Below are 22,014 nucleotides of genomic sequence, written 5' to 3'. Positions count from 1 at the left end.
AAAGGTAGCCAATGAAGAAGTTTGCAGATACACCGTTTTTACCAACTGAAGTTGAAATTGAAGCTATTAGTGATAACGAAGCTAAGATTTCTGCATATCCATTTGAGAGTGGTTTTGCAATTACTTTGGCACACCCTTTAAGAAGACTTTTATTAAGCTCTTCAGTTGGTTACGCACCAATTGCAGTTAAAATTGAAGGTGCTTCTCATGAGTTTGACTCATTAAGAGGGATGCTAGAAGATATAGCTATATTTGTTATTAATCTTAAAAATATTAAGTTTAAAATAAATAGCGAAGAAGAGCAAGTAGTAGTTGAATACTCTTTTAACGGACCAAAAGAGATTAAAGGTGAAGATTTAATTAATGCTGATGTAGAAGTTGTTTCTCCAGATGCACACCTAGCTACTATTAACTCAGATTGTAATCTTACATTCTCTGTAATTATTCAAAAAGGTATAGGATATATGCCTTCTGAAGATATTAGAGATATTGTTGGACCAGATTACATTCCAATCGATGCTTTCTTTACACCAGTAAAAAAGGTAGTTTACGATATTGAAAAAATGTTAGTTGAAGATAATCCTAACTTTGAAAAAGCTGTATTTAACGTACAAACAAATGGACAAATTTCTCCAATTACTGCTTTTAAAGAAGCAGTATCTGTTATGTATTCACAAATGTCAGTATTTAACAAAGTATTTGATTTATCTGAAGTAACAGTAAGTGATGCAGGTGAAGAACCAGTAGAACTTAAAGATTTAATTATTAAAATTGATGATTTAAATTTAAGTGCTAGATCATTCAACTCTTTAGATAGAGCTGGATTAAAATTCTTAGGTGAATTAGTACTTATGAGTGAAGTTGAAGTAAAAAATATTAAAAACTTAGGGAAAAAATCTTACGATGAGATTGCTGAGAAATTAGAATCTTTAGGATTCCCAGTTGAAGATACACTTCCAGAAAATGTTGCTTCTGCATTAAGAAGAAAGTTAGAGCAACTAAAAGCATAATTAAGGGTTAGTAATATGAGACATAAGCATGGATATAGAAGATTAAGCAGAACTTCTTCTCATAGAAAAGCGTTATTAAAAAACATGGCAATCGCTTTAATCGAGAGAGAAAAAATTGAAACAACTGTTCCAAAAGCAAAAGAATTAAGAAGATATATTGAAAGATTAGTAACTACTGCTAGAAATGCAGATTTAAACACTCACAGAGCTGTTTTCAAAGCATTACAAGACAAAGAAGCTACTAAAAAACTTATCAATGAAATCGCACCAAAGTACGAAACAAGAAATGGTGGATATACTTCAATTGTTAAAACAAGAATTAGAAGAGGTGATGCTACTCAAATGGCATTCATTTCATTCGTATAATTTTTATTTATACAATATAAGAAAGGTAGAAGTTTTAACTTCTACCTTTTTTTTTACAAAAAAATAATACTTTCAAATACTATTTAGCTTAAAAATTTCTTTTTAATTTCATTTAATTTTAATTTACCAAAATTTAATCATTTTTTAGATAAAATCGGGTGTATACTATAATTGTAAAACACAGGAGAGCCTTTTGATAACTCTAAAAGAAGCACTTACTTTAAGTGATGATGAGATTAAAAAATTAAGAGATGATTTAAAACAAAAAATTAAAGATGATAAAACTGGTGCGTATGTTGAGCAATTAACTTCACAAAATATTTCTGAATCAGGTTCTGGTATTCCAATAGCTATTAAAGATAATATAAATGTTAAAAATTGGGAAATTACTTGTTCTAGTAATATTTTAAAAGGTTATAACTCACCATATAATGCAACTGTAATTAATAAATTAAATGAAGCAGGTTTAAGTGCGTTTGGTAGAACAAACATGGATGAGTTTGCTATGGGAAGTTCAACTGAATCTTCTTGCTATGGAAAAACTCTTAACCCTGTAGATAATACAAAAGTTCCAGGTGGAAGTTCAGGTGGTTCAGCTGCTGCAGTTGCTGCTGGTATTGCTGTTGCGGCACTAGGAACAGATACAGGTGGATCTATTAGACAACCAGCTGCTTATTGTGGTGTTGTTGGGATGAAACCTACTTATGGAAGAGTTTCAAGATATGGTATTACTGCTTATTCTTCTTCACTAGATCAGTGTGGACCAATCACTCAAAATGTAGAAGATGCTGCTATTTTATATGATATTATTTCTGGTAATGATCCAATGGATTCAACATCTGCAAATGTAGAATATGAGGCAGTTGCACCTAAACTTGATTCTAATAGAAAATTAACAATTGCAGTGATTGATAGTTTTGTTGAGCAAGCTAGCCCTGCTATTAAAGCTGGATATGAAAAAGCTATTAAAGCTTTAGAAGAAGCTGGTCATACTATTGTTCATAAAAATATGTTAGATACTAGTAAAATTTTATCATCTTATTATATTGTTGCTACAGCTGAAGCTTCTGCTAACCTATCAAGATTTGATGGGGTTAGATATGGAAATAGAAAAGGTGAAGCTGGTTTAAAAGATATGTATACTCAAACTAAAACTCAAGGTTTTGGTGAAGAAGTGCAAAAAAGAATTATGTTAGGTTCTTTTGTTTTAAGTTCTGGTTATTATGATGCTTATTATATTAAAGCTCAAAAAATTAGACATTTAATTAAAGATGAGTATGAAGCTATTTTTAATGATGCTGATTTAATTCTTTCTCCTGTTGCTCCTACAACAGCTCCTGAATTTGGAAGTTTTAAAACATCATTAGAGATGTATTTAAGTGATATTTATACAATTTCAGTTAACTTAGCTGGTTTACCTGCAATTTCATTACCTATTAATAGAGATCAAGATGGTATGCCTGTAGGTTTACAGTTAATTGGAAAAGCGTATGATGAACAAACTGTGTTTGATGGTGCTTTATCATTAGAAAAAGCCGTAGATTATAAATAAAGAAAAGATTAGGATAATATATTATGAGAATTAGAAAAAGAGCATTAACATTTGAAGACGTTTTATTAGTACCAGCAAAATCAGAAGTATTACCAAAAGAAGTTTGTATTAAAACTAAGCTTACAAAAAATATTGAATTAAATATTCCATTTGTATCGGCTGCTATGGATACAGTAACAGAATACCAAGCTGCTATTGCTATGGCAAGACTTGGAGGAATTGGTATTATTCATAAAAATATGGATATTGAATCACAAGCATTACAATGTAAGAAAGTTAAAAAATCTGAATCAGGAATGATTATAGATCCTATTACAATTGGTCCTGAACAAACTTTACAAGATGCAGAAGATATCATGGCTTCTTATAAAATATCAGGTGTTCCAGTTGTTGATGAAAATAATACTTTATTAGGTATCTTAACAAATAGAGATATGAGATTTACTAAAGATTTTAGTTTATTAGCAAAAGAAAAAATGACAGCTATGCCACTTGTTGTTGCTAAAGAAGGTACAACTTTAGATGAAGCTGCTGATGTAATGCATGCAAATAAAATTGAGAAATTACCAATTGTTGGTGAAAATAATAAATTAATTGGTTTAATTACAATTAAAGATATTAATAAAAAAAGAGAATATCCAAATGCAAACAAAGATGAATTTGGAAGACTAAGAGTTGGTGCTGCAATTGGTGTAGGACAAATGGACAGAGTAAAAGCACTTGTTGATGTAGGTGTAGATGTATTAGTTCTTGATTCTGCTCATGGACATTCAAAAGGTATTTTAGATAGTGTAAAGGCTATAAAAGCTGAATTTGATGTTGATGTTATTGCAGGTAATGTTGCTACTGCTGAAGCAACTGAAGACTTAATTGCAGCTGGTGCTGACGCTGTTAAGGTTGGTATTGGACCTGGTTCTATTTGTACAACTAGAATTGTTGCAGGTGTAGGTGTTCCTCAAATTTCTGCAATTGATGAGTGTGCAGCTGCTGGTAAAAAATTAGGTGTTCCTGTTATCGCTGATGGTGGTATCAAATACTCTGGTGATGTTGCTAAAGCTTTAGCAGTTGGTGCATCTGCTTGTATGATGGGTTCTGCTTTAGCAGGTACTGATGAGTCTCCAGGTGAAGTTGTATTATTCCAAGGAAGAAAATTCAAAACTTATAGAGGAATGGGTTCTATCGGTGCTATGACTAAAGGAAGTAATGATAGATATTTCCAAGAAGGAACAGCAGCTGATAAGTTAGTACCTGAAGGAATTGAAGGTAGAGTAGCTTACAGAGGAAGTGTAAAAGATATCATTCACCAAATGGTAGGTGGACTTAGAGCTTCTATGGGTTACTTAGGTTCTAAAGATATTCCTACATTCCAAGAAAAAGCTGAATTTGTAGAGATTACATCTGCTGGACTTAAAGAGTCTCACGTTCATGATGTTACTATTACTAACGAAGCTCCAAACTACCACGTATAAAAAAAGAGGTTTATAACAGCCTCTTTTCTTAAATTTCTGCGTTTATCGCAGAAATTTTTTTACTCACGTACTACTTGTATGCTCCCACAAAAAATTTTGCTCCTGCCTTGAACTTTAAAAAAATAGTCAATTCTAAACCTATTTTTGTTAACATATAAATTATAATTATATAGGATATTAATTTGCAAGAAATAAAAAATACGGAAGAGTGGAAACAATATGAATGGTTAATTTCAAAAATTTTTCATAATAGATATTATTCTATAGAAGTTAAAGTATTACCAAATACAAAAATTTCTGGTAAATATTCTGAACGTTCGCGACAAATAGATATTTTAGTTATTGATGGAGATAAAAAAATTATACTTGAGTGTAAACATTATTCTGAACCATTAGATGTTAAAAATATTGAATCATTTATTGGTATGTATAATGATGTAAAAGCATCAGAAGGAATTATTATATCTTCAAGTGGTTTTTCTAAGTCTGCAAAAAAGAGAATTAGTGAATATAAAGGCAGTATAAAATTAGAGCATATTGAGTGGGAAGAAGCCTATAGTTCATTTAAAGATATTCAATCAGGACATATTAATGATTTATGTGATAATTGTCGAAAAAAAACTGGGACACAAGTTGAAGTTCCGGGTTTACTTTTATGGAATTATGGGTATGCTATTGAAAAACTAGGAATAGTATATTTATTTCATTATGCTAAATGTTTAAAATGTAATAAGTTTACAATAGCCTGTGATAGTTGTGGACATAATTTTATTGCATATGAAGAAGAACCTTGTTGTAAGGAATCTATTAAATTTGAATATGAATTATTATGTGGTAGGTTAGATAAGGTGGATACTCCTCTCTATTCATGATGAAAATTCATATATAAATATTAATAATAGGTTACATATGAATTCCAAAGTAAAAGCTTTGGAACTAGACAGAGTTATATAAAAAATTGTTAAACTTTAATTATCTCGCTTAGCTTTTTTCATCGCTTTCTTTATATCTTTCTGACGTGTTGGCGTAAATTGATTTTCAGTTCTTTTATTCTCTGCTCTTTTTTTTCTAATAAAGTAGATAATAACGCCAGAACAAGCAAATGAGAGTAAAGCTATTAATTCAAACATTGATTTCCTTTTTTATGTAATCATAGTAAAAATATATGTAAATCTGATGTAATAAAAAATATACTCTGATTTAGAAAACAGAGCTTAAGTAATAGTGATGTTATCATTCAGAATGGATACTTAGAACATTATACTTTTAGTAATCCCTAATACTTTATTTAAAGCTTCTTCATCTACTCTTTCTACAAACTTGACTTTTCTAGCATTAAAATCTATAGATTTTATTTGCTCAGTCATTATGAATCCAGTTAATTTTTCACTTTTAACTTTTACATGAAAGGGGAAGTTTCTATTTGTATTTGTGATTGGGCAAGCTATTGCTAATCCTAAAGCTTTATTAAAGGCTTCATTACTTATTATAAGCGCTGGCCTTCGCCCTTTTTGCTCATGTCCAGCTTGTGGGTCAAAAGTAAGTATTACTAAATCTCCTTTTTTAGGAATATAGTTTTCTACCATTCCTCTTTTCCTATTGTTGTATCAAACTCTTCATTTGCTTTATAGTCTTGTGGTATTTTAGATATTAGTTCATTTAAATCATAATCTGGAATATTTTGTCTGATAGGTTCAATAATTGCTTTACCATCTACTATTGTAATATTTACATTGTCTCCAATATGAAGTTGTAAACTTTCCATTATGTCTTTTGGTACTCTAAGTCCTTGAGAGTTACCCCATTTTGAAATTTTAGCAGTCATTTTAACTCCTTAATGTATATCCTAAGTATATCTTTTATGCTAGATAATGTCAATAGATAAATTTAAAGTGTTAGAATTAAACCAAAATAGATATAATCAATATCACAAAAAATTAATTAGGAAAATTTATGAATGAAATGATAATCTATTCAATTCTTGTAATAGTAGCTTTCATATTTTATAAAAAATATACTCAATATAAGGTATTAAAACTTGTACCATCACTTTTAGAAGAGGGTGGACAAATTATTGATGTTAGAACAAAAGGTGAGTTTATAGAAGGTAATAAAGAAGGAAGTATCAATATTCCTCTAGGTTCTTTAAAATCAAGATTAGATGAGTTAGACAATAGTAAACCTATAATTGTTTGTTGTGCTAGTGGTAGTAGAAGTGCTTTAGCAAGACGACTTTTGATTACAAAGGGCTTTGAAAATGTACATAATACTGGTAGTTGGAAGTCTCTTCTAAAGTTTTAAAAGAGACTTTAAATGATAAAAATGAAGCTTATCTTATTAAGGGTTTTGTGAAAAGTCATGTGTAACAGCAAAATTATTTATATGTTCTTCTAATGCTAATTTATACTCTTTTGTAAAATACTCAATAATTTTTTCTTTTTCAGCTAACATATCTTCTGCATTGTCAAATGATGTACATGTCATATAAGTAGTAAATCTAGCTGAACCATACATAAGTGAAGCACTTACTTCTCCTAAAGTTAATCCTCTTTCTAATTGTTCATTAGCAACTGCTATGTGTTCATCTGCTCTTTGTAAAAATTCGTTTGATTTCTCGCTCATTAAAATTCCTATTTTTATTTGGATTATAGTTAAAAAATGATTATAGAATAAAACTTTTTAAACTTTTCTCTAGAATATTTGAAAATTTATCAATATTTTTATTCTATTTTTTCACTTTTTTTATCTATAAATGGTACTATTATTTATAAAAAGGAAGCTATTATGTTAGATAAGGTAAAAAAATATTATAAATTAGCTAAGCAAAAAGATATTGATGGCTATTTAATTAAGCTTGGAATTTTAGGTGTTATTATTGGTATTGTTTTTTCAATTCCTATTATAAATCAAGTTTTTGTATGGCTTATTTTATTTGGTATATGTATAAAGCTATATGATTTCACTGAAAAAATTGAACATGATATTGTACCTTATGATTTTAATAATATTTTACCAGCACCTAAAAAAGAAGATTAATATTTCTACTTTTTATAAAAATTTAACTACAATACCAAACTTTAAAAATAAGGTTGAAAATGTCTGGAAAAGAATTAAATATATCTAGTGTAAAAACTACAAAAGGTGATAAATTAGCAGCTAAAGGAAATCAAAATAAAAATGCCACAAGAGTTGCTTTTTCACAAGATAAAAATCAAAAAGAGCAAATAGTAAATGCTAGAAAAAGTACTAATGGTCAATTAGCTAAGAAAAAAGCAAAAAGAAAAGCTGCAAAAGCTTCTAAAAAGAAAAGTAAAAAGTAGTAAAGAAATTATATGAAAAAAGTATCTACTATCTCAACAAATAAAGATGATTTATCTAAATCAATTGAAGATGCTTTTCATAAACTTATTTCTGATTATAAACAAATATCTTTAGATTATATTCAAATAAATGAAATTGAGGGTAATTTAAAAAATACCAAAATAAATGTATGTGATACTTTATCTTACTTAATAGGTTGGGGTAGGCTTGTTCTTAAATGGTATGATAAAAAATCAAAAAATTTGGAAGTTGATTTTCCTGAAAGTGGTTTTAAATGGAGTGAGTTAGGCTCTTTAGCACAACATTTTTATTTGAGTTATAAGCAGTATTCATATTCAGAATTGCTATTAGAATTTGAAAATACGATAAATAGTATATTAAAGTTAGTTTCATCTTTAGACAATGAGGAATTATATGGAAGCAACTGGTATAAAAACTATACTTTAGGAAGAATGATACAGTTAAATACATCAGCACCTATGAAAAATGTAAGAACTAAAATTAGAAAATTTAAAAAAGTTTATAAGATAGATATTTAATTTGTATATCTAATTAATCTGTCTTAGGTGTTATTAACTACTTTTTTTATACAATCACGTAAAAGAAAATCAAGGAAATCTAATATGAATTTAATGTTATTTGGTGCACCAGGTGCAGGAAAAGGTACACAAGCAAAATTTTTAATTGAAAAGTATGATATCCCTCAAATTTCAACAGGTGATATTTTAAGAGCTGCTATTGCTGATAAAACTGAAATGGGTATGGAAGCTAAAAAATTTATGGATGAAGGGCAATTAGTTCCTGATTCAACTATTATTGGTATTATTAAAGATAGATTGGCTCAAGAAGATTGTAAAAAAGGTTTTATCCTTGATGGTTTCCCAAGAACGTTACCACAAGCAGAAGCTTTAAATGCTTTAATGAACGATATGGGAATTTCTTTAGATAAAGTTATTTCTTTAAATGTTCCAGATGAATTAATCGTAGAAAGAATTACAGGAAGAAGAACTTCTAAAGTTACTGGTAAAATCTACCACATGAAATTTAACCCACCAACAGATGAAAAAGAAGAAGATCTAATCCAAAGAGCTGATGATACAGAAGAGACTGTAACAAAAAGATTAGCAGCTTATCATGAGCAAACTGCTCCATTAATTGATTTTTATACTAACATGGGTGTTATTGTAGAACTTGATGGTACAAAAGATGTATCAGAAGTAACTGCTGATATGTTTGCTGCTATTGAAAAGTAGTAGTAAGGTTTAAGAGTTAAAGCTTTTGCTTTAGCTCTTAGTTTTAATACTATTATTGATTTTGTCTAATTCTAAGTTTGATTTTTTTTCTAACTCTTCTATTTTCTTTATAAGCTCTTCTTGCGTTGAAAATTCATAATTTTTACAAATATTTTCAATTAATTTATATTTAGTCTCTTTTGAATTATTTATTTTTGATTTTTCATTTTCTTTTTGAATATTATTTCTTTTCGTTATGACGTTTTTTAGGTATAAATCTACGGCTTTTGTGTTAAGCTCATCTTCAATCAAAAATATATCAACATTTTTTAATATCTTTTCAACTTTTTGTTTTAATTGTTCAAATGTATATGTTTGTTTATCATTTATTAAATCAATAATTTGTTTATCTATTATATCAAGTATATTTGTATTCATATTTGCCATTTTATATTGTTTTTTGAATTTTATCATAATATAAATCTAATTTAGTTATAAGTAAAAATATATAATTAAACATTTAGGATAAAAATGACAACAATTGAAAATATAGCTGATAAAGAAAACTATACAGCAGTAGATCTTGGAAATTTAGATAATTTAATGAAATACTCATTGATTCATAAAGTAAATAAGCAAAAAATTGAAGGAAAAGTATTTTTAAAAGATGCTACAAAAGCTACTGGTACAGAAATATCATTTAATTCTTTAGCTCCTAATACTGAACAGCCATACTTTCATATTCATACAAAAAATGAAGAAACATATATTATCTTAAAAGGCTTTGGCTATTTTCAAGTTGATGAAGATTGTTTTGAAATAAAAGAAGGTTCAGTTATAAGAGTAGCTCCTAAAGGTGAAAGAGGTATTAGAAATGATTCTAATGAAATTATGACTTATATGGTAATACAATCAAAAGAAAACTCACTTGAGGAACATACTACAGATGATGGTAAAAGAGTAGGGTTTAATCCAAAGTGGTAAAATAAAGATTATAAAGGAAAAATATGAATATTGAAACATTATTAGTTTATACAACTGTAACATTTTTTTATGTTACAAGTCCAGGCCCTGCAATAATTTTAGCAATTGTAAATGGTCTAAGAGCTGATATGAAAATAGTTATGATAAGTTCACTTGCAAATATTATTGGGTTATTTATCTTATCTACAGCATCTATTTTAGGTTTAGGTGTTATTTTAAAGACATCATCAACACTATTTATGATTGTGAAAATACTTGGAGCTTTATACTTAATATATTTAGGTTATAAATTTTTAAGAAATAAAGGAGGTTTTAATATCTCTGATTTAGAAGATGAAAAGATAGTAAAAAGTAAAAAGTCATATTTTTTAGAATCTTTTATTCTTGCCGTAACAAATCCAAAGCCAATACTATTTTTTACAGCGATTTTTCCACAGTTTTTAGATTTAAATAGTTCTATTGCTCCGCAGTTTTTCATAATGACAGGCATTTTTCTATTTATTTCATTTTCTTCTTTATGTACTTATTCTTACATATCGAAAAAATCAAAAGCATTTTTCAAAAATCAAAGAAGAATAAATATTGTAAATAAAATAACAGGTGGATTATTTATATTTATGGGATTGGGTCTTTTAAAAATGAAAAATCAATAGTTATTTCAATTTTATACAAGAGATAAAAATTCTATTGAGATATACTTATATAAAAAGGAAGTTTTATGAATAAGATATTTACTAAAATATACTCGAATAAGAAACTGCCTTTTCTTCAACTTAGATATTCAAATTCAAATAAGCACTATAAAAAGCATTTTCATTCTTCTTTTTCTTTAGGTATAAATAAAGAGGGTTTAAGTATTTATACCAATCAAAATAAGAAGTTTATTCTTGATAAAAATAGACTAAGTATCATGAATCCTTATGAGGTTCATTCTTGTAATTCTTGTGGAAGTACTTTGAATAAATATTATATGATGTATTTAGATACTTCTTGGTGCTCAAAAATACAAAAAATCATAAATAATCGTATATCAAAATTTGTAGCTGTAGATAAAAAATTATTAGAATCAAAAGAGTTTTATAATAGATTTCTAAATTTATGTGAGTTTATTTATGGAGATAATAGCATAGAGGATAAAAAAAATGAACTCATAGAGTTTTTCTTAGACTTTTTTGCTTTATATCTAAAAAAAGATGGGGAATTTAAAACAGATAAAAGGTTTGAAGAGATTAAGGCTTTTATAGATAAGAACTATAAAGAAAATATCACTTTAAAGGATATATCAGATAGTTTTGATTTAAATGAGTACTATATAATAAGACTTTTCAAAAAGCATTTAAATATTACGCCTCATTCATACTTATTAAATTTAAGAGTAAATCATGCAAGAGTATGTTTAAAAGAGGGGATGAGTATAGTTGAAACTGCTTTAGAGTCTGGTTTTTATGATCAAAGTCATTTACATAGAAACTTTTTAAATTTTGTAGCTACAACTCCAAAAGAGTATCAACTCAATTTTGTACAATAAAAAAATTTTCTTTACTTGTTATTTTTATTATTATGTATTTTATTGTTTGTTATATATGTTTAAGTTTGTGGGGTATTTTAGGACATAAGGCAAGTATATTTTTTAATACACCTTTAAAAATAAAAATTTTCAATATATTTATGGGAAGTCTATTAATTTTAAGTGCTTTAGTATTATTACTAAATAGTATCTAAATATTTTTTGAATAAAATGCCTTTATGATTAAAAAAACAGTATTTTCAACACTATTTATAGCATCATCTTTATATGCAGGTTTTCAAGAAGTAAGAATTGGAAAAATTGATAGTTATTATAAAGATAAAATCAATGAAAGGCAATTAAAAACTATTTTAGATGAAATAGAAGAGCATTTTGAATCAAAACTTGGCTTCGATGTGTTTGATTACTCTTCTATGGGAAAACCTATAGATATTTTATATGTAAAACCATCAAGTATGGAAAGAAGAATAAACAGAGCCATGGATAGATTTGAAAGAAAAAAAGAAAAAATACATGCCTATCAAAAAGAGTTCACTTCTAAAAAACTTACAATAGATAGACAAACAAAAAACTATAAATCCCTAGAAAAAGAAGTAAATAAAAAAACAGAAGAGTTAAATAGCTATATTCATAAAGTAAATCAAAGAAGAAGTATATCAAAAGAAGAGTATGAAAAAATACAAACTTATGTAAAAGCTAAAAAAGTAGTTATAAATCAAAAACTAAAAGAGTTAAGAGTAGAGAGAAGGGCTTTAAAAAGACTAGTAAATAGTTTTAATAATAAAGTTCATTTATATAATACTCATATTCAAAATTATCATAATTTAGCTAATGAAATTGAGTCTTTAAATAGAGGATTTAAAAAAGTAAAAGGTCAAGCAATAGGAGAAAAACAAATAGTTTTAAAAACCTATGTAAAAGATGGAGTTACTATAAAAGAAAAAACAGTAACAAATAGTATGAATAAAATAGAAATTTATGGCTTTGATAATCTAAAAGAACTAAAAGCAATTTTAGCCCATGAGATAGCTCATTTAGCAGGTATTCCTCATATACAAGAGCAGGGTGCTTTGCTAAACCCTATCTTGCAGAAAAATCAAAAGCAGAATTTGAATTTAACTTATGCAGATATTATAAATTTTAAAAATAACTTTTAAATTATAATATCGCCTTTTGGAGTAGCTCTTACTTCTTCAATTTTAAAACACTCATTTGCTGTATTTCTAGGAGAAGTTTCTAGGTATTTTTCTACAACTTTATGGATTGTAGTTAATTCTTCTTTTTCAAATAGTTCTTCATCAAACTCTTCTTCCATTTTGATAAATTTTAATTCAATAAACTTATCATTTGCTTTTACTTCAATATCTAAGTAATCTAATAATTCTTGAATTAAAAATAGTCTTGGATCTACTTCGTCTAAGTCTTCTTCATTTGCGATTATGTCAAATAATTCACTTAAAACTGCAGGTTCTGGATTTCTAGCTGCTTTTATGTACTCTTCATTGAAGATTTTATTTCCACAATGTTTTGAATGGTTAAAATCCATTAAAAAAAGCATTATTGATAGTTTTTTGTCATTTAGATGTTTTACTTGCTTATGTAACATATATAAAATTACATTTGCTACTTTAGTCATATCTATATTCAAATAGTTTCCTTTGTTTAAATTAAATGAAGTATACAATATTTATGATATATAATACATAATAAATAAAAGGCATAAAATGCAAATAAAACTATATTATGATAAAGAGTGTCCTTTTTGTAGAAAATATGCTCAGATTTTAAAGTTAAAACAAAATCATGAAGTAAATATATTAAATGCAAGAGAAAATCAAAAAGATATTCTATTATTCAAAGAAAAAGGCTTTGATATAAATGAAGGTTTTATAATCTTTATAGATGAAAAGAAGATTTTACAAGGAAGTGATGCAGTTATATTTTTAGATAAATTAAGTGAAAAAAAGTTGTTTTTAGTAGATACTTGGCTTTTTAAAAAGATTGCTTATCCAATAATAAAGCAAATAAGAAAAGTGATTTTATTAATACTTGGGAAGAACCCAAATATTAAGTTTTAGATTTGATAATCAGGTGTATTATCATCCCAGTCAAAAATAAAACACATAGGTAGTTTATCTCTTTTATTTAAGTATTTAGCAGTGATAACTGCACTTATAAAAATAGAAATAATCGCAACAGCAGAAGCTAAAGCTAAAGTAGAAAGACCCGTAAGCCCTTGACCAACTGTACATCCTATTGATAAAACACCACCTGTTCCCATAAGTGCCCCACCAAACATATTGTATTTTGATCTATTTATATTTTGGTTTACTGTACATCCAAAGCTATATTGTCTATTTATTTTAGACATAGCAAAAGCTCCTAAAACAACACCAATTACAACAGCAATACTAAATGTTAGAACATTTACTTGATAGAAACTAAATAACTCAAAAGTTTTGGCAGTAGGATATATAAAAGTAATACCATTTAATTCAATCATTCTTTCAATACTCTCTTCCCCCATAACTCCTGTTACATACCATGAAGCTGCAATTAAAAGACCAATTAAAAAACCATCAATTAAGCTAATTAATCTTTTTGTTCTTTTAATAACAAATGCAAGAATTAAAACTAAAATACCAACTACAAAATAAACATTCATAGTTACATTTCCAAGTATTGCAGACCAGCTAAGTAAAGTTTCATTTTTAGTAATGGGTGAAAAGAAACCATTTAAAAGTCCATTTGCAGTAGCAAAGGCAAAAATACCTATAAATACTAAAGCTATTAGTGCATTTGGATCACCTTGCGCAAACTTTACAAGTTGTCTATTTCCACAACCATCAGCTATCATCATTCCTGCACCAAATAAAGCTCCACCAATAATAATAGAAAAATAATTTATATTTTCTCTATAATAGTTTGACTCAGTTAAATCTATCTCAAAGTAGTGTGCAACTATTGTAGTAGATATAATAGCTATAATCATAGCCATAAGTACAGAAGAGCCTCTTTTAGTAGATTTTGTTAACATATAGTCTTTGATTGAGCCACTAAAACAAAACTGTTTTTTTTGAGCTATTGCTCCAAAAGCAAGACCTATTATAAGACCTAGTATGTTTATTATTTCAAATACTTCTAAATCCATTTTAAACCTCTTGGTTTTCTGTTCTCATATCTTCAAGACCTTCCAAAATATCAAGTGCTTGTTCTTCTGTTAATTTATCATTTTGTATATCTAAAATAACCTCATCAAAGTATTGTTTTACTTGCTTTATATATTCTAATTCAGCTTTTAAGTCTTTAGCATCTTTTTTACTGGCAGATTTTATATTTATTTCAAGTTCATTAATAGTTTCATTTACTTCTACAAGTACATCTGTTTTTAATAGTTCTTCTAATTTTTTAATATTACTCATACCTCTCCTTTTTTTGAAATTATAACCAAATGTTTATAAATAAGTTGCTGTAATAAAAATCATAAAAGAAATAAATTTAGTTAGTTATTTTATAAAGTATTTAAGAGAGTAAACCCCAAGTAGTCTTGGGGTTTTATAATTTAGATAATTGTATTAATAGTAATAGAGAAGTTTAATTCTTGTCCTGCTAAAGGATGGTTAAAATCAACTACAATTTCATTGTCTCTAATCTCATCAACAACAACTTGAATTGGTTGACCATTTTCACCTTGACCTTGTAGTGGCATACCAACTTCTAGTTCCATATCTCCAAATTGTTCTTTTGGTAAAGCTTGTTTTGCTTCTGGGTTATATTCTCCATAAGCTTCTGCTGCTGGTACAGTAACTTCTTTTGTATCACCTTCATTCATTTCATTGATTCTTGATTCTAAACCAGGAATTAATTGCCCAATTCCAAAAGTGAATTCTAAAGGATCTTTACCAATATTGCTATCAACTACCTCTCCATTTACTTTTAATTCGTAATTCATTGTTACTACTTGATTTTCTTGTATAGCCATATTGACTCCTTTATTTATTATTTTAAACATGGTATCTAAAAAAAATAACAGGCACCTAAAATAAATTATTATTTTTTATGATTTTGAACAGTACTTGGTATTGTATTCCCACTTGCTTGGTGTGTTAAAGCTTCTTTATTATTCTTATAAAATTCTCTAACTTTATTTGCTAAGCGTAGTTTAGTATCAATATCAATTAAACCTTTGTCATTTATGCACGATACTAAGTCTTGAACTAAAGATTTTTGAATATTTGGAACTTTTGTAATCCATGAATTTAATAACTGTTTATCTATATACTTAGGAAGAGAACCCATAATACCTGCATCATTTTGATTATGTACTAAAAGTCCTGAGGTTGTTCCTCTATCAAGTGTTAGAACTTGAAATAAGTATAAAGTATGATAATCTAATTGTTGTTTTATATCATTTACACTAAATAAAGCTTTTTGTTGTATAGCATTTTCTAAAATTTCAACATAAGTATCAATAATTCCCTCACCAAAATTCATGGCAAAATCATAATCAGCTTTTTTATCATCAGTTTTATAGTTTTCTAAATAAAAGTGACTAACTCCTCTGTGTCTATCAAGTGCTGGAATAAAGAAGTATTTTTCCCCTTGTTTTACACCTTCTTCATACTTTTCTTTTGAAAGTTCTTTAATTGCTGTTTCAAACTTTTGTTTGTCATCTTCATTTTCTATACTTGGATTTAAATCAGCCATAACCCTCCAATAAGAATGAGAATCTCTTAAACAAGTAAGTGAGATATGTATATGTATTGATGGAAGTTTTGGATTATTTGGATGAATAATAGTTGAAATAGCTGTGGCACTTTGTAGTTTTTTTTCTTTCATATCATCATAATGAACTTGAGATACATTTATACTTGCAGTATTAAATAAAGACTCATCTCTAGCTTCAAATCTACTTCCTCCTCCATGAGTTCCTTCATCTCTTAACCATAAAACTTCTTCAAACTTTTTGTTTTGTCCATATTTTTTACTTAATTCATTTAGCTTTTGTGCAAATCTTTTTTGTAAAGCTCTTGTAAGTGTATAAGCATTTTTAGCTTCTTGTGAGCTTGCCATAATCATTTTCATAAAATAAAACCTTCAAATTTTTTCCTAATTGTAACATAGCACTATAAAAAACTATTAAGAAAGTTTATATATGTTTAGTTATACTTCCGAAAATTTTTAAAAGGAAATTTATTGAATATCGGAATATATATTTATGAAAATGCAGAAGTTTTAGACTTTAGTGGGCCTTTTGAGGTTTTCTCAACTGCATCAAGATTTTTAAAAAATAAAGATAAATTCAATGTTTTTTTAGTATCAGAAGAAAATAAAGCAATACAAGCAAGGGGTGGATTTAGCGTTTATCCTAAGTATAGTTTTGCGGACTGTCCTACTTTAGATGTGTTAATAGTAGTAGGTGGAGTTCACAAAAAAGAGTTAAAAAAACAAAATGTAATCTCTTGGATAAAACACAAATCAGAAAATGCACAATATACAGCGTCTGTTTGTACAGGGGCTTTTTTATTAGCAAAAGCTAAGGTTATTAAAAAACAAAAAGTTACAACTCATTGGGAAGATATAAAAGATTTAAGAAAACAGTTCCCAAAGCTTGAAGTTATTGAAAATGTAAGATGGGTTGAACAAAAAAATATTATTACTTCAGCTGGTATTAGTGCTGGAATTGATATGAGTTTGTATCTAGTAAGTAAAATCAAAAATAAAAAGCTTGCATATAAAATAGCAAAACAAATGGATTTTGATTGGAAAGAAAATAAATAGATTAAGTAGGAATAAATATGAAAGAATTAATTGAAGCTTTACCAAAAGCAGAACTACATTTACATATTGAGGGTTCTTTAGAGCCTGAACTTATGTTTAAACTAGCAAAAAGAAATAAAATACAAATTCCATATAAAAGTGTAGAAGAAGTAAAAACTGCTTATAACTTTACAAATTTACAAAGTTTTTTAGATATTTATTATGCAGGTGCAAATGTACTTATAACAAAACAAGATTTTTATGATATGACTTGGGAATATATTTTAAAATGTAAAGAAAACAATGTAGTTCATACAGAAATATTTTTTGATCCACAAACACATACCCAAAGAGATATAAGCTTTGATGTAGTAATAAATGGAATAAAACAAGCCTTAGATGATGCACAAGAAAAGTTTGGAATTACATCTGAAATAATCATGTGTTTTTTAAGACATTTATCTCAAGAAGAAGCTTTTAAAACTTTAAATGAAGCCTTAGCATATAAAGATATTATTATAGGTATTGGACTTGATTCATCAGAGCTTGGAAATCCTCCTAAGAAGTTTGAAGAGGTATTTAAAAAAGCAAAGGAAGAAGGTTTTAAACTAGTTGCTCACGCAGGAGAAGAAGGAGATGTATCTTATATAGAAGATGCCCTTGATTTACTTCAAATACAAAGAATAGACCATGGAGTACAAGCTATAAATAGCAAAACTTTAATGCAAAGACTAAAAGATGAGCAAATACCTCTTACTGTTTGTCCAAATTCAAATATAGAGTTAAAAGTATTTAAAAACTATAAAGAACATAATATAAAAGAGCTTTTAGACTATGGGCTTAATGTTACAGTAAACTCAGATGATCCAGCTTACTTCAAAGGATACATGAATCAAAACTTTTTCAATCTTTATGAAAATATAGATTTAAATAAAGAAGACATTGTAACACTTGTAAAAAATTCTTTTAAAAGTGCTTTTATAAATGATGAATTAAAACAAAAGTATTTAAAACAAGTAGAGCAAGTAGCAAAGGAGTTTTAAAATGGAAGAACTTTTAAACTATATAAAGATAAATGAACTAATACATACAAGTGGACAACCAACAAAACAACAGTTTAAAAAATTAAAAGAAGAAGAGTTTGAAGTAGTAATAAATTTAGCTTTATGTAACTCTTCAAATGCAATAGAAGATCAAGATAAAATAGTAAGTCAATTAGGAATGAGTTATATTCACTTACCTGTGGATTTTGAGGAAGCAAAATTAAGTGATTTAAAGCTTTTTATTAATATTTTACAAGCTTTAGGATCAAATAAAGTTTTAGTTCATTGTGCTAAAAACTATAGAGTTAGTGCTTTTATGTATGTATATCATAAGTATATACTTCAAACTCCCTTTGATAATATAGATTTATCTATATTTGAGCAATGGAGTCCAAATAAAACATGGCAGACTTTGATGAAAACCAGCCTAGAAGACTTAAAAAAGGCTCTTTAAGAAATAATAACTAAACCAAATTCTTATAAAAATTTTGCTAATATAAATAGGATTAAAAATATTAAGTATATTAAAGAAGATAGGTAAAATTTGAGAATAGAGACTAAAACTGAAAAATTTGAAGAACCTTTACATTTAGAAAGTGGTAGGATTTTAGAGTCTTTTGAGTTGATATATGAAACTTATGGAGAACTAAATGAGGATAAATCAAATGTAATTGTAATCTGTCATGCATTAGCAGGTTCACATCATGCAGCAGGAAGATATGCAAACGAAGCAAAACCTGGATGGTGGGATAAGTTTATAGGTGATGGAAAAGTAGTAGATACAACTAAATATTTTGTTATTTGTTCTAATAACTTAGGAAGTACCTTTGGGTCAACTAATCCTTTAAGTATTGATCCCTCAACTGGAAAAGAGTATAGATTTAAATTTCCAATACTTACAATTTCAGATGTTGTAAAAGCTCAAATGAGGCTTTATGATAGATTAGGGATTAAAAAAGCAAAAGCTGTTATTGGGGGTTCTATGGGTGGAATGCAAGCACTTTGTTATTCTATTGAACAACCTGATTTTTCCGATACAGTAATAGCTATGGCAACAACAGCATATACAAGACCATGGGCAATTGCTATAAATAAAATAGCAATAGAATCTATCAGACACGACCCAGCTTTTAAAGATGGTTTTTATGAACCTGATGATTTACAAGCCAAAGGACTTCCAGGACTTGCTATTGGTAGAATGGCAGGCTTAATAGCATATTTAAGTCCTACATTATTCAATGATAAATTTGGAAGAGAGTATTCAAGAACAGACGGTTTATATGAACTATTTGGTAGATTTGAAGTTGAGAGATACTTAGAATATAACTCATATAGTTTTCCTAAGTTTTTTGATCCTTTATCGTATTTATATATTTGTAAAACAATGAATATCTTTGATGCAGCAAGAAATAAAGATAAACTAGAAGACTCTTTTGATAAAGTTAAGTGTAATTTACACCTTATATCTTTTAGAGATGATATGCTTTTCTTCCCTGAGGAAATGGAAGAAATAAGAGATATTATGATAAAACTTGGAAAGCAAAATCAAGTAACATATAAAATGGTAGATAGCCAATCAGGACATGACTCATTTTTAGTTGAGGTTGAGAAGTTTGAAGACCATGTAAGAGATATTTTAAAAGGAATAGAATAAATGAGTGAAGAAATAAAAGAAGAAAAATTAGTATTTGAAGATAAAATAATAAAAGCAAAAAATCTTTTAGATAAACTTTCAAATCCAGAAATCACACTAAGTGATTCACTAGAAGTATATAAAACAGGAATGAAAGAGTTAGAAGAAGCTCAAAAGCTTTTAGATGAAGCAAAACTTATCTTTACTACTGAAAATAAAAACTAATATATAACTTATAATATTATTATGTAAACTTAGATAAACTTCTTCTATATAGGAGAAGTTTATGAAAACACTCACACAAGATTTTGATGATTGGAATGGCATCAAGAAAACTACAAATAAAAATAAAAGAAAATTAGGTATTAAACCAAGAGAAATATTTTGGGCTAAGATTGGATTGAATATTGGAAGTGAAAAGTATGGGAAAGATAAACACTTCGCTAGACCAGTAATAATCATAAGAAGATTAACAAGTGATTTATTTATTGGTGTGCCATTGACAAGTACTATAAAGAATAATGACTATTTCCATTCTTTTAAATATGATAATAAACAAAATGGATGTGTATATAATTCAGCGATGATATTACAATTAAAAGTGTATAGTATAAAAAGACTTATGAATAAAGTCGGAATTGTAAATAAAAGTGATTTCAATTTTATTGTGGAGAAGTGTCAAAAAATAGTTAGCCCCACTTAAAAAAGCGGGTGTGCCCGTAGGCGAATTATGAAAAATTATAACATAGTAAAATATTTTTGTCAAATAAGGTATAGTTATGAGTAGTATAAAAAAACTTGAAAATATAGATAAACCAAGGGAAAGACTTCTAAAACTAGGAAGTACTAATCTAAAAAATTATGAGCTTTTAGCAGTTTTGCTTGGAAGTGGTGTAAAAGATAAAGATGTGATAACACTTTCAAAAGAGATAATCAAACTATTTGAAAATGATTTTGAAAGTTTAGATTTACAAAAACTTCTTTTAGTACATGGTTTAGGAAAAGCAAAAGCTTGTCAAATAGTAAGTGCTATAGAGCTATCAAGAAGATATCTTATAAAAAACAATAGGATAAAAATATCATCTTCCAAACAAGTCTATGAAGAACTAAAAAAATATCACCACAAACAACAAGAATACTTCTTAGCTCTTTATCTTGATGGAGCAAATCACCTAGTAGACACAAAAGTTATAAGTATTGGTACTTTAAATCAAAGCTTGGTACATCCAAGGGAAGTTTTTTCTTATGCTATTGAGAAAAGATGTGCTAGTATTATAGTAGCTCACAACCACCCAAGTGGTATTTTAAAACCAAGTAATGAAGATATAAACGTAACAAAAAGACTAAAAGAGTCTGCAAAAATACTAGGAATAGAACTTCTTGATCATCTGATATTTACAAAAGAGGGCTTTTATAGTTTTCAAGAAGAGGGGATTTTGTAAAATTTTATTATTTTAGATAGAGTTATTAAACTCTTTTAATTCAGTTAATTTAAGTTTTAAATTTTCAAGTAGTGGTTTAGGAGCATAAGGTAAAAGAGAAATAACTTCATTTTCTAAACTTTTTGAATTATTATATTCACTTTTAGGTTCATTTACTACAAAGTTTTCATACTCTTTTATTTCTAGTTTATTTTTTATCATCTGCATCTCTTCATTTGTTGCAGATTTTAAAATATTTTGAAAAAATTTCTTTCTACTTTTTTTATCGTTTGTAAAAAGCTCTTGCTCTGTTACTTGAAGAACTTCTGCAATATAAGGAATAAGTTCAATTTTAATTGCATTGCTTCCATCGAGATATTTATAAATAGTTTTTTCTGTAGGAGTTTCTCCTGTGCTATTTAGCTTAGGTTCTAGATCTCTTAATCTCTTAGAAAATTCTCTTTTTGTAAGATTCTTTTCTTGTATTAAACTATTTATTCTCTCGTGTATATTCATCTAGTTCCTTTTTTCATAATTGTATTTAAAAATATTATTTAATTAATAGAACTTTAATTCTCTTATTTGTAGAATATAAAAGTAATTTACTTTAATATAAATTGCTTCTTTTCCTAAGATTATAAAGGTCTATGTATGATAGAAAAAATAGTGAATTTTATTCTGTTTTTAATATTTTG

At 27.5% G+C, this 22,014-nt stretch carries 33 protein-coding genes; 22 read left to right on the top strand and 11 right to left on the bottom strand.

What is annotated here, in order from left to right; translation table 11 throughout:
- The first annotated feature begins 11 nt into the window (after positions 1-11).
- The 5 genes from ACH5BH_RS10365 (at position 12) to ACH5BH_RS10345 (ending at position 5,269) form a co-directional block, all read left to right on the top strand.
- Positions 12-1,010, top strand: coding sequence for a DNA-directed RNA polymerase subunit alpha (locus ACH5BH_RS10365; RefSeq protein ID WP_404303807.1), 999 nt, complete (start codon positions 12-14; stop codon positions 1,008-1,010).
- A gap of 15 nt (positions 1,011-1,025) precedes the next feature.
- Positions 1,026-1,376, top strand: coding sequence for a 50S ribosomal protein L17 (rplQ, locus tag ACH5BH_RS10360; protein WP_404303808.1), 351 nt, complete (start codon positions 1,026-1,028; stop codon positions 1,374-1,376).
- 193 nt (positions 1,377-1,569) lie between these two features.
- Entirely contained in the window at positions 1,570-2,928 is a 1,359-nt protein-coding gene (gene gatA / locus ACH5BH_RS10355; RefSeq protein WP_423298296.1) for an Asp-tRNA(Asn)/Glu-tRNA(Gln) amidotransferase subunit GatA, read from the top strand.
- Between the two features lie 23 nt (positions 2,929-2,951).
- Positions 2,952-4,397, top strand: a complete 1,446-nt coding sequence (gene guaB, locus ACH5BH_RS10350; RefSeq protein ID WP_404303810.1) for an IMP dehydrogenase — start codon at positions 2,952-2,954, stop codon at positions 4,395-4,397.
- A 182-nt stretch (positions 4,398-4,579) separates the two neighbouring features.
- The gene (locus ACH5BH_RS10345; RefSeq protein WP_423298295.1) at positions 4,580-5,269 is read left to right on the top strand and encodes a restriction endonuclease; all 690 of its coding nucleotides are present in this window, start codon (positions 4,580-4,582) and stop codon (positions 5,267-5,269) included.
- Between the two features lie 96 nt (positions 5,270-5,365).
- On the opposite strand, the gene ACH5BH_RS10340 is transcribed toward ACH5BH_RS10345, so the two are convergent.
- The 3 genes from ACH5BH_RS10340 to ACH5BH_RS10330 form a co-directional block, all read right to left on the bottom strand.
- Positions 5,366-5,527: a hypothetical protein gene (locus ACH5BH_RS10340; protein WP_423298294.1), complete on the bottom strand. Its 162-nt coding sequence runs from the start codon at positions 5,525-5,527 to the stop codon at positions 5,366-5,368.
- Between the two features lie 120 nt (positions 5,528-5,647).
- Positions 5,648-5,983 (bottom strand): type II toxin-antitoxin system PemK/MazF family toxin, encoded by a 336-nt coding sequence (locus ACH5BH_RS10335; RefSeq protein ID WP_423298293.1) that lies wholly within the window; start codon positions 5,981-5,983, stop codon positions 5,648-5,650.
- Entirely contained in the window at positions 5,977-6,222 is a 246-nt protein-coding gene (locus ACH5BH_RS10330; protein WP_423298292.1) for an AbrB/MazE/SpoVT family DNA-binding domain-containing protein, read from the bottom strand. The genes ACH5BH_RS10335 and ACH5BH_RS10330 overlap by 7 nt, the downstream gene beginning before the upstream one ends.
- A 128-nt stretch (positions 6,223-6,350) precedes the next feature.
- Between ACH5BH_RS10330 and ACH5BH_RS10325 the strand changes: the two genes are divergently transcribed.
- The gene (locus ACH5BH_RS10325) at positions 6,351-6,698 is read left to right on the top strand and encodes a rhodanese-like domain-containing protein (protein WP_423298291.1); all 348 of its coding nucleotides are present in this window, start codon (positions 6,351-6,353) and stop codon (positions 6,696-6,698) included.
- 36 nt (positions 6,699-6,734) lie between these two features.
- On the opposite strand, the gene ACH5BH_RS10320 is transcribed toward ACH5BH_RS10325, so the two are convergent.
- Positions 6,735-7,019 (bottom strand): DUF3144 domain-containing protein, encoded by a 285-nt coding sequence (locus ACH5BH_RS10320; RefSeq protein ID WP_404303816.1) that lies wholly within the window; start codon positions 7,017-7,019, stop codon positions 6,735-6,737.
- 162 nt (positions 7,020-7,181) lie between these two features.
- Between ACH5BH_RS10320 and ACH5BH_RS10315 the strand changes: the two genes are divergently transcribed.
- The 4 genes from ACH5BH_RS10315 to ACH5BH_RS10300 all read left to right on the top strand — a co-directional run bounded on the left by ACH5BH_RS10315 (position 7,182) and on the right by ACH5BH_RS10300 (position 8,971).
- Positions 7,182-7,433 carry a hypothetical protein gene (locus tag ACH5BH_RS10315; RefSeq protein ID WP_404303818.1) on the top strand — a complete coding sequence of 84 codons (252 nt, stop codon included), beginning with the start codon at positions 7,182-7,184 and terminating at the stop codon, positions 7,431-7,433.
- Positions 7,434-7,492: 59 nt separating this feature from the next.
- Complete coding sequence (locus tag ACH5BH_RS10310; RefSeq protein WP_404303819.1) at positions 7,493-7,717, top strand: hypothetical protein; 225 nt, start codon at positions 7,493-7,495, stop codon at positions 7,715-7,717.
- A 12-nt stretch (positions 7,718-7,729) separates the two neighbouring features.
- A complete protein-coding gene (locus ACH5BH_RS10305) occupies positions 7,730-8,257 on the top strand; it encodes a ClbS/DfsB family four-helix bundle protein (protein WP_423298290.1) in 528 nt (175 codons plus the stop codon).
- Between the two features lie 84 nt (positions 8,258-8,341).
- Positions 8,342-8,971: an adenylate kinase gene (locus ACH5BH_RS10300; protein WP_423298289.1), complete on the top strand. Its 630-nt coding sequence runs from the start codon at positions 8,342-8,344 to the stop codon at positions 8,969-8,971.
- A gap of 30 nt (positions 8,972-9,001) precedes the next feature.
- On the opposite strand, the gene ACH5BH_RS10295 is transcribed toward ACH5BH_RS10300, so the two are convergent.
- Entirely contained in the window at positions 9,002-9,424 is a 423-nt protein-coding gene (locus tag ACH5BH_RS10295) for a hypothetical protein (RefSeq protein ID WP_423298288.1), read from the bottom strand.
- A gap of 57 nt (positions 9,425-9,481) precedes the next feature.
- Between ACH5BH_RS10295 and ACH5BH_RS10290 the strand changes: the two genes are divergently transcribed.
- The 4 genes from ACH5BH_RS10290 (at position 9,482) to ACH5BH_RS10275 (ending at position 12,619) form a co-directional block, all read left to right on the top strand.
- Positions 9,482-9,934 carry a cupin domain-containing protein gene (locus ACH5BH_RS10290; RefSeq protein WP_404303824.1) on the top strand — a complete coding sequence of 151 codons (453 nt, stop codon included), beginning with the start codon at positions 9,482-9,484 and terminating at the stop codon, positions 9,932-9,934.
- Positions 9,935-9,957: 23 nt separating this feature from the next.
- Positions 9,958-10,587, top strand: a complete 630-nt coding sequence (locus ACH5BH_RS10285; protein ID WP_423298287.1) for a LysE family translocator — start codon at positions 9,958-9,960, stop codon at positions 10,585-10,587.
- Between the two features lie 65 nt (positions 10,588-10,652).
- A complete protein-coding gene (locus tag ACH5BH_RS10280) occupies positions 10,653-11,462 on the top strand; it encodes an AraC family transcriptional regulator (RefSeq protein ID WP_423298286.1) in 810 nt (269 codons plus the stop codon).
- Between the two features lie 218 nt (positions 11,463-11,680).
- The gene (locus tag ACH5BH_RS10275) at positions 11,681-12,619 is read left to right on the top strand and encodes a matrixin family metalloprotease (protein WP_423298285.1); all 939 of its coding nucleotides are present in this window, start codon (positions 11,681-11,683) and stop codon (positions 12,617-12,619) included.
- Here ACH5BH_RS10275 and ACH5BH_RS10270 read toward each other — a convergent pair.
- Positions 12,616-13,110: a type II toxin-antitoxin system antitoxin SocA domain-containing protein gene (locus ACH5BH_RS10270; protein WP_423298284.1), complete on the bottom strand. Its 495-nt coding sequence runs from the start codon at positions 13,108-13,110 to the stop codon at positions 12,616-12,618. The genes ACH5BH_RS10275 and ACH5BH_RS10270 overlap by 4 nt on opposite strands.
- Before the next feature lie 76 nt (positions 13,111-13,186).
- On the opposite strand from ACH5BH_RS10270, the gene ACH5BH_RS10265 reads away from it, so the two are divergent.
- Positions 13,187-13,540, top strand: coding sequence for a DCC1-like thiol-disulfide oxidoreductase family protein (locus tag ACH5BH_RS10265; RefSeq protein ID WP_404303832.1), 354 nt, complete (start codon positions 13,187-13,189; stop codon positions 13,538-13,540).
- Here ACH5BH_RS10265 and ACH5BH_RS10260 read toward each other — a convergent pair.
- From ACH5BH_RS10260 to ACH5BH_RS10245, 4 genes are all read right to left on the bottom strand, one after another.
- Entirely contained in the window at positions 13,537-14,613 is a 1,077-nt protein-coding gene (locus ACH5BH_RS10260) for a YeeE/YedE family protein (RefSeq protein WP_423298283.1), read from the bottom strand. The genes ACH5BH_RS10265 and ACH5BH_RS10260 overlap by 4 nt on opposite strands.
- Before the next feature lies 1 nt (position 14,614).
- The gene (locus ACH5BH_RS10255) at positions 14,615-14,884 is read right to left on the bottom strand and encodes a hypothetical protein (RefSeq protein WP_404303836.1); all 270 of its coding nucleotides are present in this window, start codon (positions 14,882-14,884) and stop codon (positions 14,615-14,617) included.
- 140 nt (positions 14,885-15,024) lie between these two features.
- The gene (locus ACH5BH_RS10250; RefSeq protein WP_423298282.1) at positions 15,025-15,444 is read right to left on the bottom strand and encodes an FKBP-type peptidyl-prolyl cis-trans isomerase; all 420 of its coding nucleotides are present in this window, start codon (positions 15,442-15,444) and stop codon (positions 15,025-15,027) included.
- A 68-nt stretch (positions 15,445-15,512) separates the two neighbouring features.
- A complete protein-coding gene (locus ACH5BH_RS10245) occupies positions 15,513-16,547 on the bottom strand; it encodes a coproporphyrinogen III oxidase (protein ID WP_423298281.1) in 1,035 nt (344 codons plus the stop codon).
- A gap of 111 nt (positions 16,548-16,658) precedes the next feature.
- Here ACH5BH_RS10245 and ACH5BH_RS10240 point away from each other — a divergent pair, with 111 nt between their 5' ends.
- The 7 genes from ACH5BH_RS10240 to radC all read left to right on the top strand — a co-directional run bounded on the left by ACH5BH_RS10240 (position 16,659) and on the right by radC (position 21,340).
- Entirely contained in the window at positions 16,659-17,243 is a 585-nt protein-coding gene (locus ACH5BH_RS10240) for a DJ-1/PfpI family protein (protein ID WP_423298280.1), read from the top strand.
- 17 nt (positions 17,244-17,260) lie between these two features.
- Positions 17,261-18,265, top strand: coding sequence for an adenosine deaminase (locus ACH5BH_RS10235; protein WP_423298279.1), 1,005 nt, complete (start codon positions 17,261-17,263; stop codon positions 18,263-18,265).
- Position 18,266: 1 nt separating this feature from the next.
- Complete coding sequence (locus ACH5BH_RS10230) at positions 18,267-18,719, top strand: protein tyrosine phosphatase family protein (RefSeq protein ID WP_423298278.1); 453 nt, start codon at positions 18,267-18,269, stop codon at positions 18,717-18,719.
- A gap of 90 nt (positions 18,720-18,809) precedes the next feature.
- A complete protein-coding gene (gene metX / locus ACH5BH_RS10225; protein WP_404303846.1) occupies positions 18,810-19,919 on the top strand; it encodes a homoserine O-acetyltransferase MetX in 1,110 nt (369 codons plus the stop codon).
- Positions 19,920-20,123 carry an exodeoxyribonuclease VII small subunit gene (gene xseB / locus ACH5BH_RS10220; RefSeq protein WP_404303847.1) on the top strand — a complete coding sequence of 68 codons (204 nt, stop codon included), beginning with the start codon at positions 19,920-19,922 and terminating at the stop codon, positions 20,121-20,123.
- Positions 20,124-20,184: 61 nt separating this feature from the next.
- A complete protein-coding gene (locus ACH5BH_RS10215) occupies positions 20,185-20,601 on the top strand; it encodes a type II toxin-antitoxin system PemK/MazF family toxin (RefSeq protein WP_423298277.1) in 417 nt (138 codons plus the stop codon).
- Positions 20,602-20,677: 76 nt separating this feature from the next.
- Entirely contained in the window at positions 20,678-21,340 is a 663-nt protein-coding gene (gene radC / locus ACH5BH_RS10210) for a RadC family protein (protein ID WP_423298276.1), read from the top strand.
- Positions 21,341-21,352: 12 nt separating this feature from the next.
- Here the strand turns inward: radC and ACH5BH_RS10205 are convergent, their stop codons facing one another.
- Positions 21,353-21,835, bottom strand: coding sequence for a hypothetical protein (locus ACH5BH_RS10205; protein ID WP_423298275.1), 483 nt, complete (start codon positions 21,833-21,835; stop codon positions 21,353-21,355).
- Between the last annotated feature and the right edge of the window lie 179 nt (positions 21,836-22,014).

The organism is Arcobacter rhizosphaerae (assembly GCF_049472155.1).
GTDB lineage: Bacteria > Campylobacterota > Campylobacteria > Campylobacterales > Arcobacteraceae > Arcobacter_B.
This window is presented reverse-complemented; position numbering and strand designations above follow the sequence as displayed.

Excerpts from the sequence above, each read along its gene's own strand:
- ACH5BH_RS10365 (WP_404303807.1), top strand. The coding sequence starts at position 12 with ATGAAGAAGTTTGCAGATACACCGTTTTTACCAACTGAAGTTGAAATT.
- rplQ (WP_404303808.1), top strand. The coding sequence starts at position 1,026 with ATGAGACATAAGCATGGATATAGAAGATTAAGCAGAACTTCTTCTCAT.
- guaB (WP_404303810.1), top strand. The coding sequence starts at position 2,952 with ATGAGAATTAGAAAAAGAGCATTAACATTTGAAGACGTTTTATTAGTA.
- ACH5BH_RS10340 (WP_423298294.1), bottom strand. The coding sequence starts at position 5,527 with ATGTTTGAATTAATAGCTTTACTCTCATTTGCTTGTTCTGGCGTTATT.
- ACH5BH_RS10335 (WP_423298293.1), bottom strand. The coding sequence starts at position 5,983 with ATGGTAGAAAACTATATTCCTAAAAAAGGAGATTTAGTAATACTTACT.
- ACH5BH_RS10330 (WP_423298292.1), bottom strand. The coding sequence starts at position 6,222 with ATGACTGCTAAAATTTCAAAATGGGGTAACTCTCAAGGACTTAGAGTA.
- ACH5BH_RS10325 (WP_423298291.1), top strand. The coding sequence starts at position 6,351 with ATGAATGAAATGATAATCTATTCAATTCTTGTAATAGTAGCTTTCATA.
- ACH5BH_RS10320 (WP_404303816.1), bottom strand. The coding sequence starts at position 7,019 with ATGAGCGAGAAATCAAACGAATTTTTACAAAGAGCAGATGAACACATA.
- ACH5BH_RS10315 (WP_404303818.1), top strand. The coding sequence starts at position 7,182 with ATGTTAGATAAGGTAAAAAAATATTATAAATTAGCTAAGCAAAAAGAT.
- ACH5BH_RS10310 (WP_404303819.1), top strand. The coding sequence starts at position 7,493 with ATGTCTGGAAAAGAATTAAATATATCTAGTGTAAAAACTACAAAAGGT.
- ACH5BH_RS10305 (WP_423298290.1), top strand. The coding sequence starts at position 7,730 with ATGAAAAAAGTATCTACTATCTCAACAAATAAAGATGATTTATCTAAA.
- ACH5BH_RS10300 (WP_423298289.1), top strand. The coding sequence starts at position 8,342 with ATGAATTTAATGTTATTTGGTGCACCAGGTGCAGGAAAAGGTACACAA.
- ACH5BH_RS10295 (WP_423298288.1), bottom strand. The coding sequence starts at position 9,424 with ATGATAAAATTCAAAAAACAATATAAAATGGCAAATATGAATACAAAT.
- ACH5BH_RS10290 (WP_404303824.1), top strand. The coding sequence starts at position 9,482 with ATGACAACAATTGAAAATATAGCTGATAAAGAAAACTATACAGCAGTA.
- ACH5BH_RS10285 (WP_423298287.1), top strand. The coding sequence starts at position 9,958 with ATGAATATTGAAACATTATTAGTTTATACAACTGTAACATTTTTTTAT.
- ACH5BH_RS10280 (WP_423298286.1), top strand. The coding sequence starts at position 10,653 with ATGAATAAGATATTTACTAAAATATACTCGAATAAGAAACTGCCTTTT.
- ACH5BH_RS10275 (WP_423298285.1), top strand. The coding sequence starts at position 11,681 with ATGATTAAAAAAACAGTATTTTCAACACTATTTATAGCATCATCTTTA.
- ACH5BH_RS10265 (WP_404303832.1), top strand. The coding sequence starts at position 13,187 with ATGCAAATAAAACTATATTATGATAAAGAGTGTCCTTTTTGTAGAAAA.
- ACH5BH_RS10260 (WP_423298283.1), bottom strand. The coding sequence starts at position 14,613 with ATGGATTTAGAAGTATTTGAAATAATAAACATACTAGGTCTTATAATA.
- ACH5BH_RS10255 (WP_404303836.1), bottom strand. The coding sequence starts at position 14,884 with ATGAGTAATATTAAAAAATTAGAAGAACTATTAAAAACAGATGTACTT.
- ACH5BH_RS10250 (WP_423298282.1), bottom strand. The coding sequence starts at position 15,444 with ATGGCTATACAAGAAAATCAAGTAGTAACAATGAATTACGAATTAAAA.
- ACH5BH_RS10245 (WP_423298281.1), bottom strand. The coding sequence starts at position 16,547 with ATGAAAATGATTATGGCAAGCTCACAAGAAGCTAAAAATGCTTATACA.
- ACH5BH_RS10235 (WP_423298279.1), top strand. The coding sequence starts at position 17,261 with ATGAAAGAATTAATTGAAGCTTTACCAAAAGCAGAACTACATTTACAT.
- ACH5BH_RS10230 (WP_423298278.1), top strand. The coding sequence starts at position 18,267 with ATGGAAGAACTTTTAAACTATATAAAGATAAATGAACTAATACATACA.
- xseB (WP_404303847.1), top strand. The coding sequence starts at position 19,920 with ATGAGTGAAGAAATAAAAGAAGAAAAATTAGTATTTGAAGATAAAATA.
- ACH5BH_RS10215 (WP_423298277.1), top strand. The coding sequence starts at position 20,185 with ATGAAAACACTCACACAAGATTTTGATGATTGGAATGGCATCAAGAAA.
- radC (WP_423298276.1), top strand. The coding sequence starts at position 20,678 with ATGAGTAGTATAAAAAAACTTGAAAATATAGATAAACCAAGGGAAAGA.
- ACH5BH_RS10205 (WP_423298275.1), bottom strand. The coding sequence starts at position 21,835 with ATGAATATACACGAGAGAATAAATAGTTTAATACAAGAAAAGAATCTT.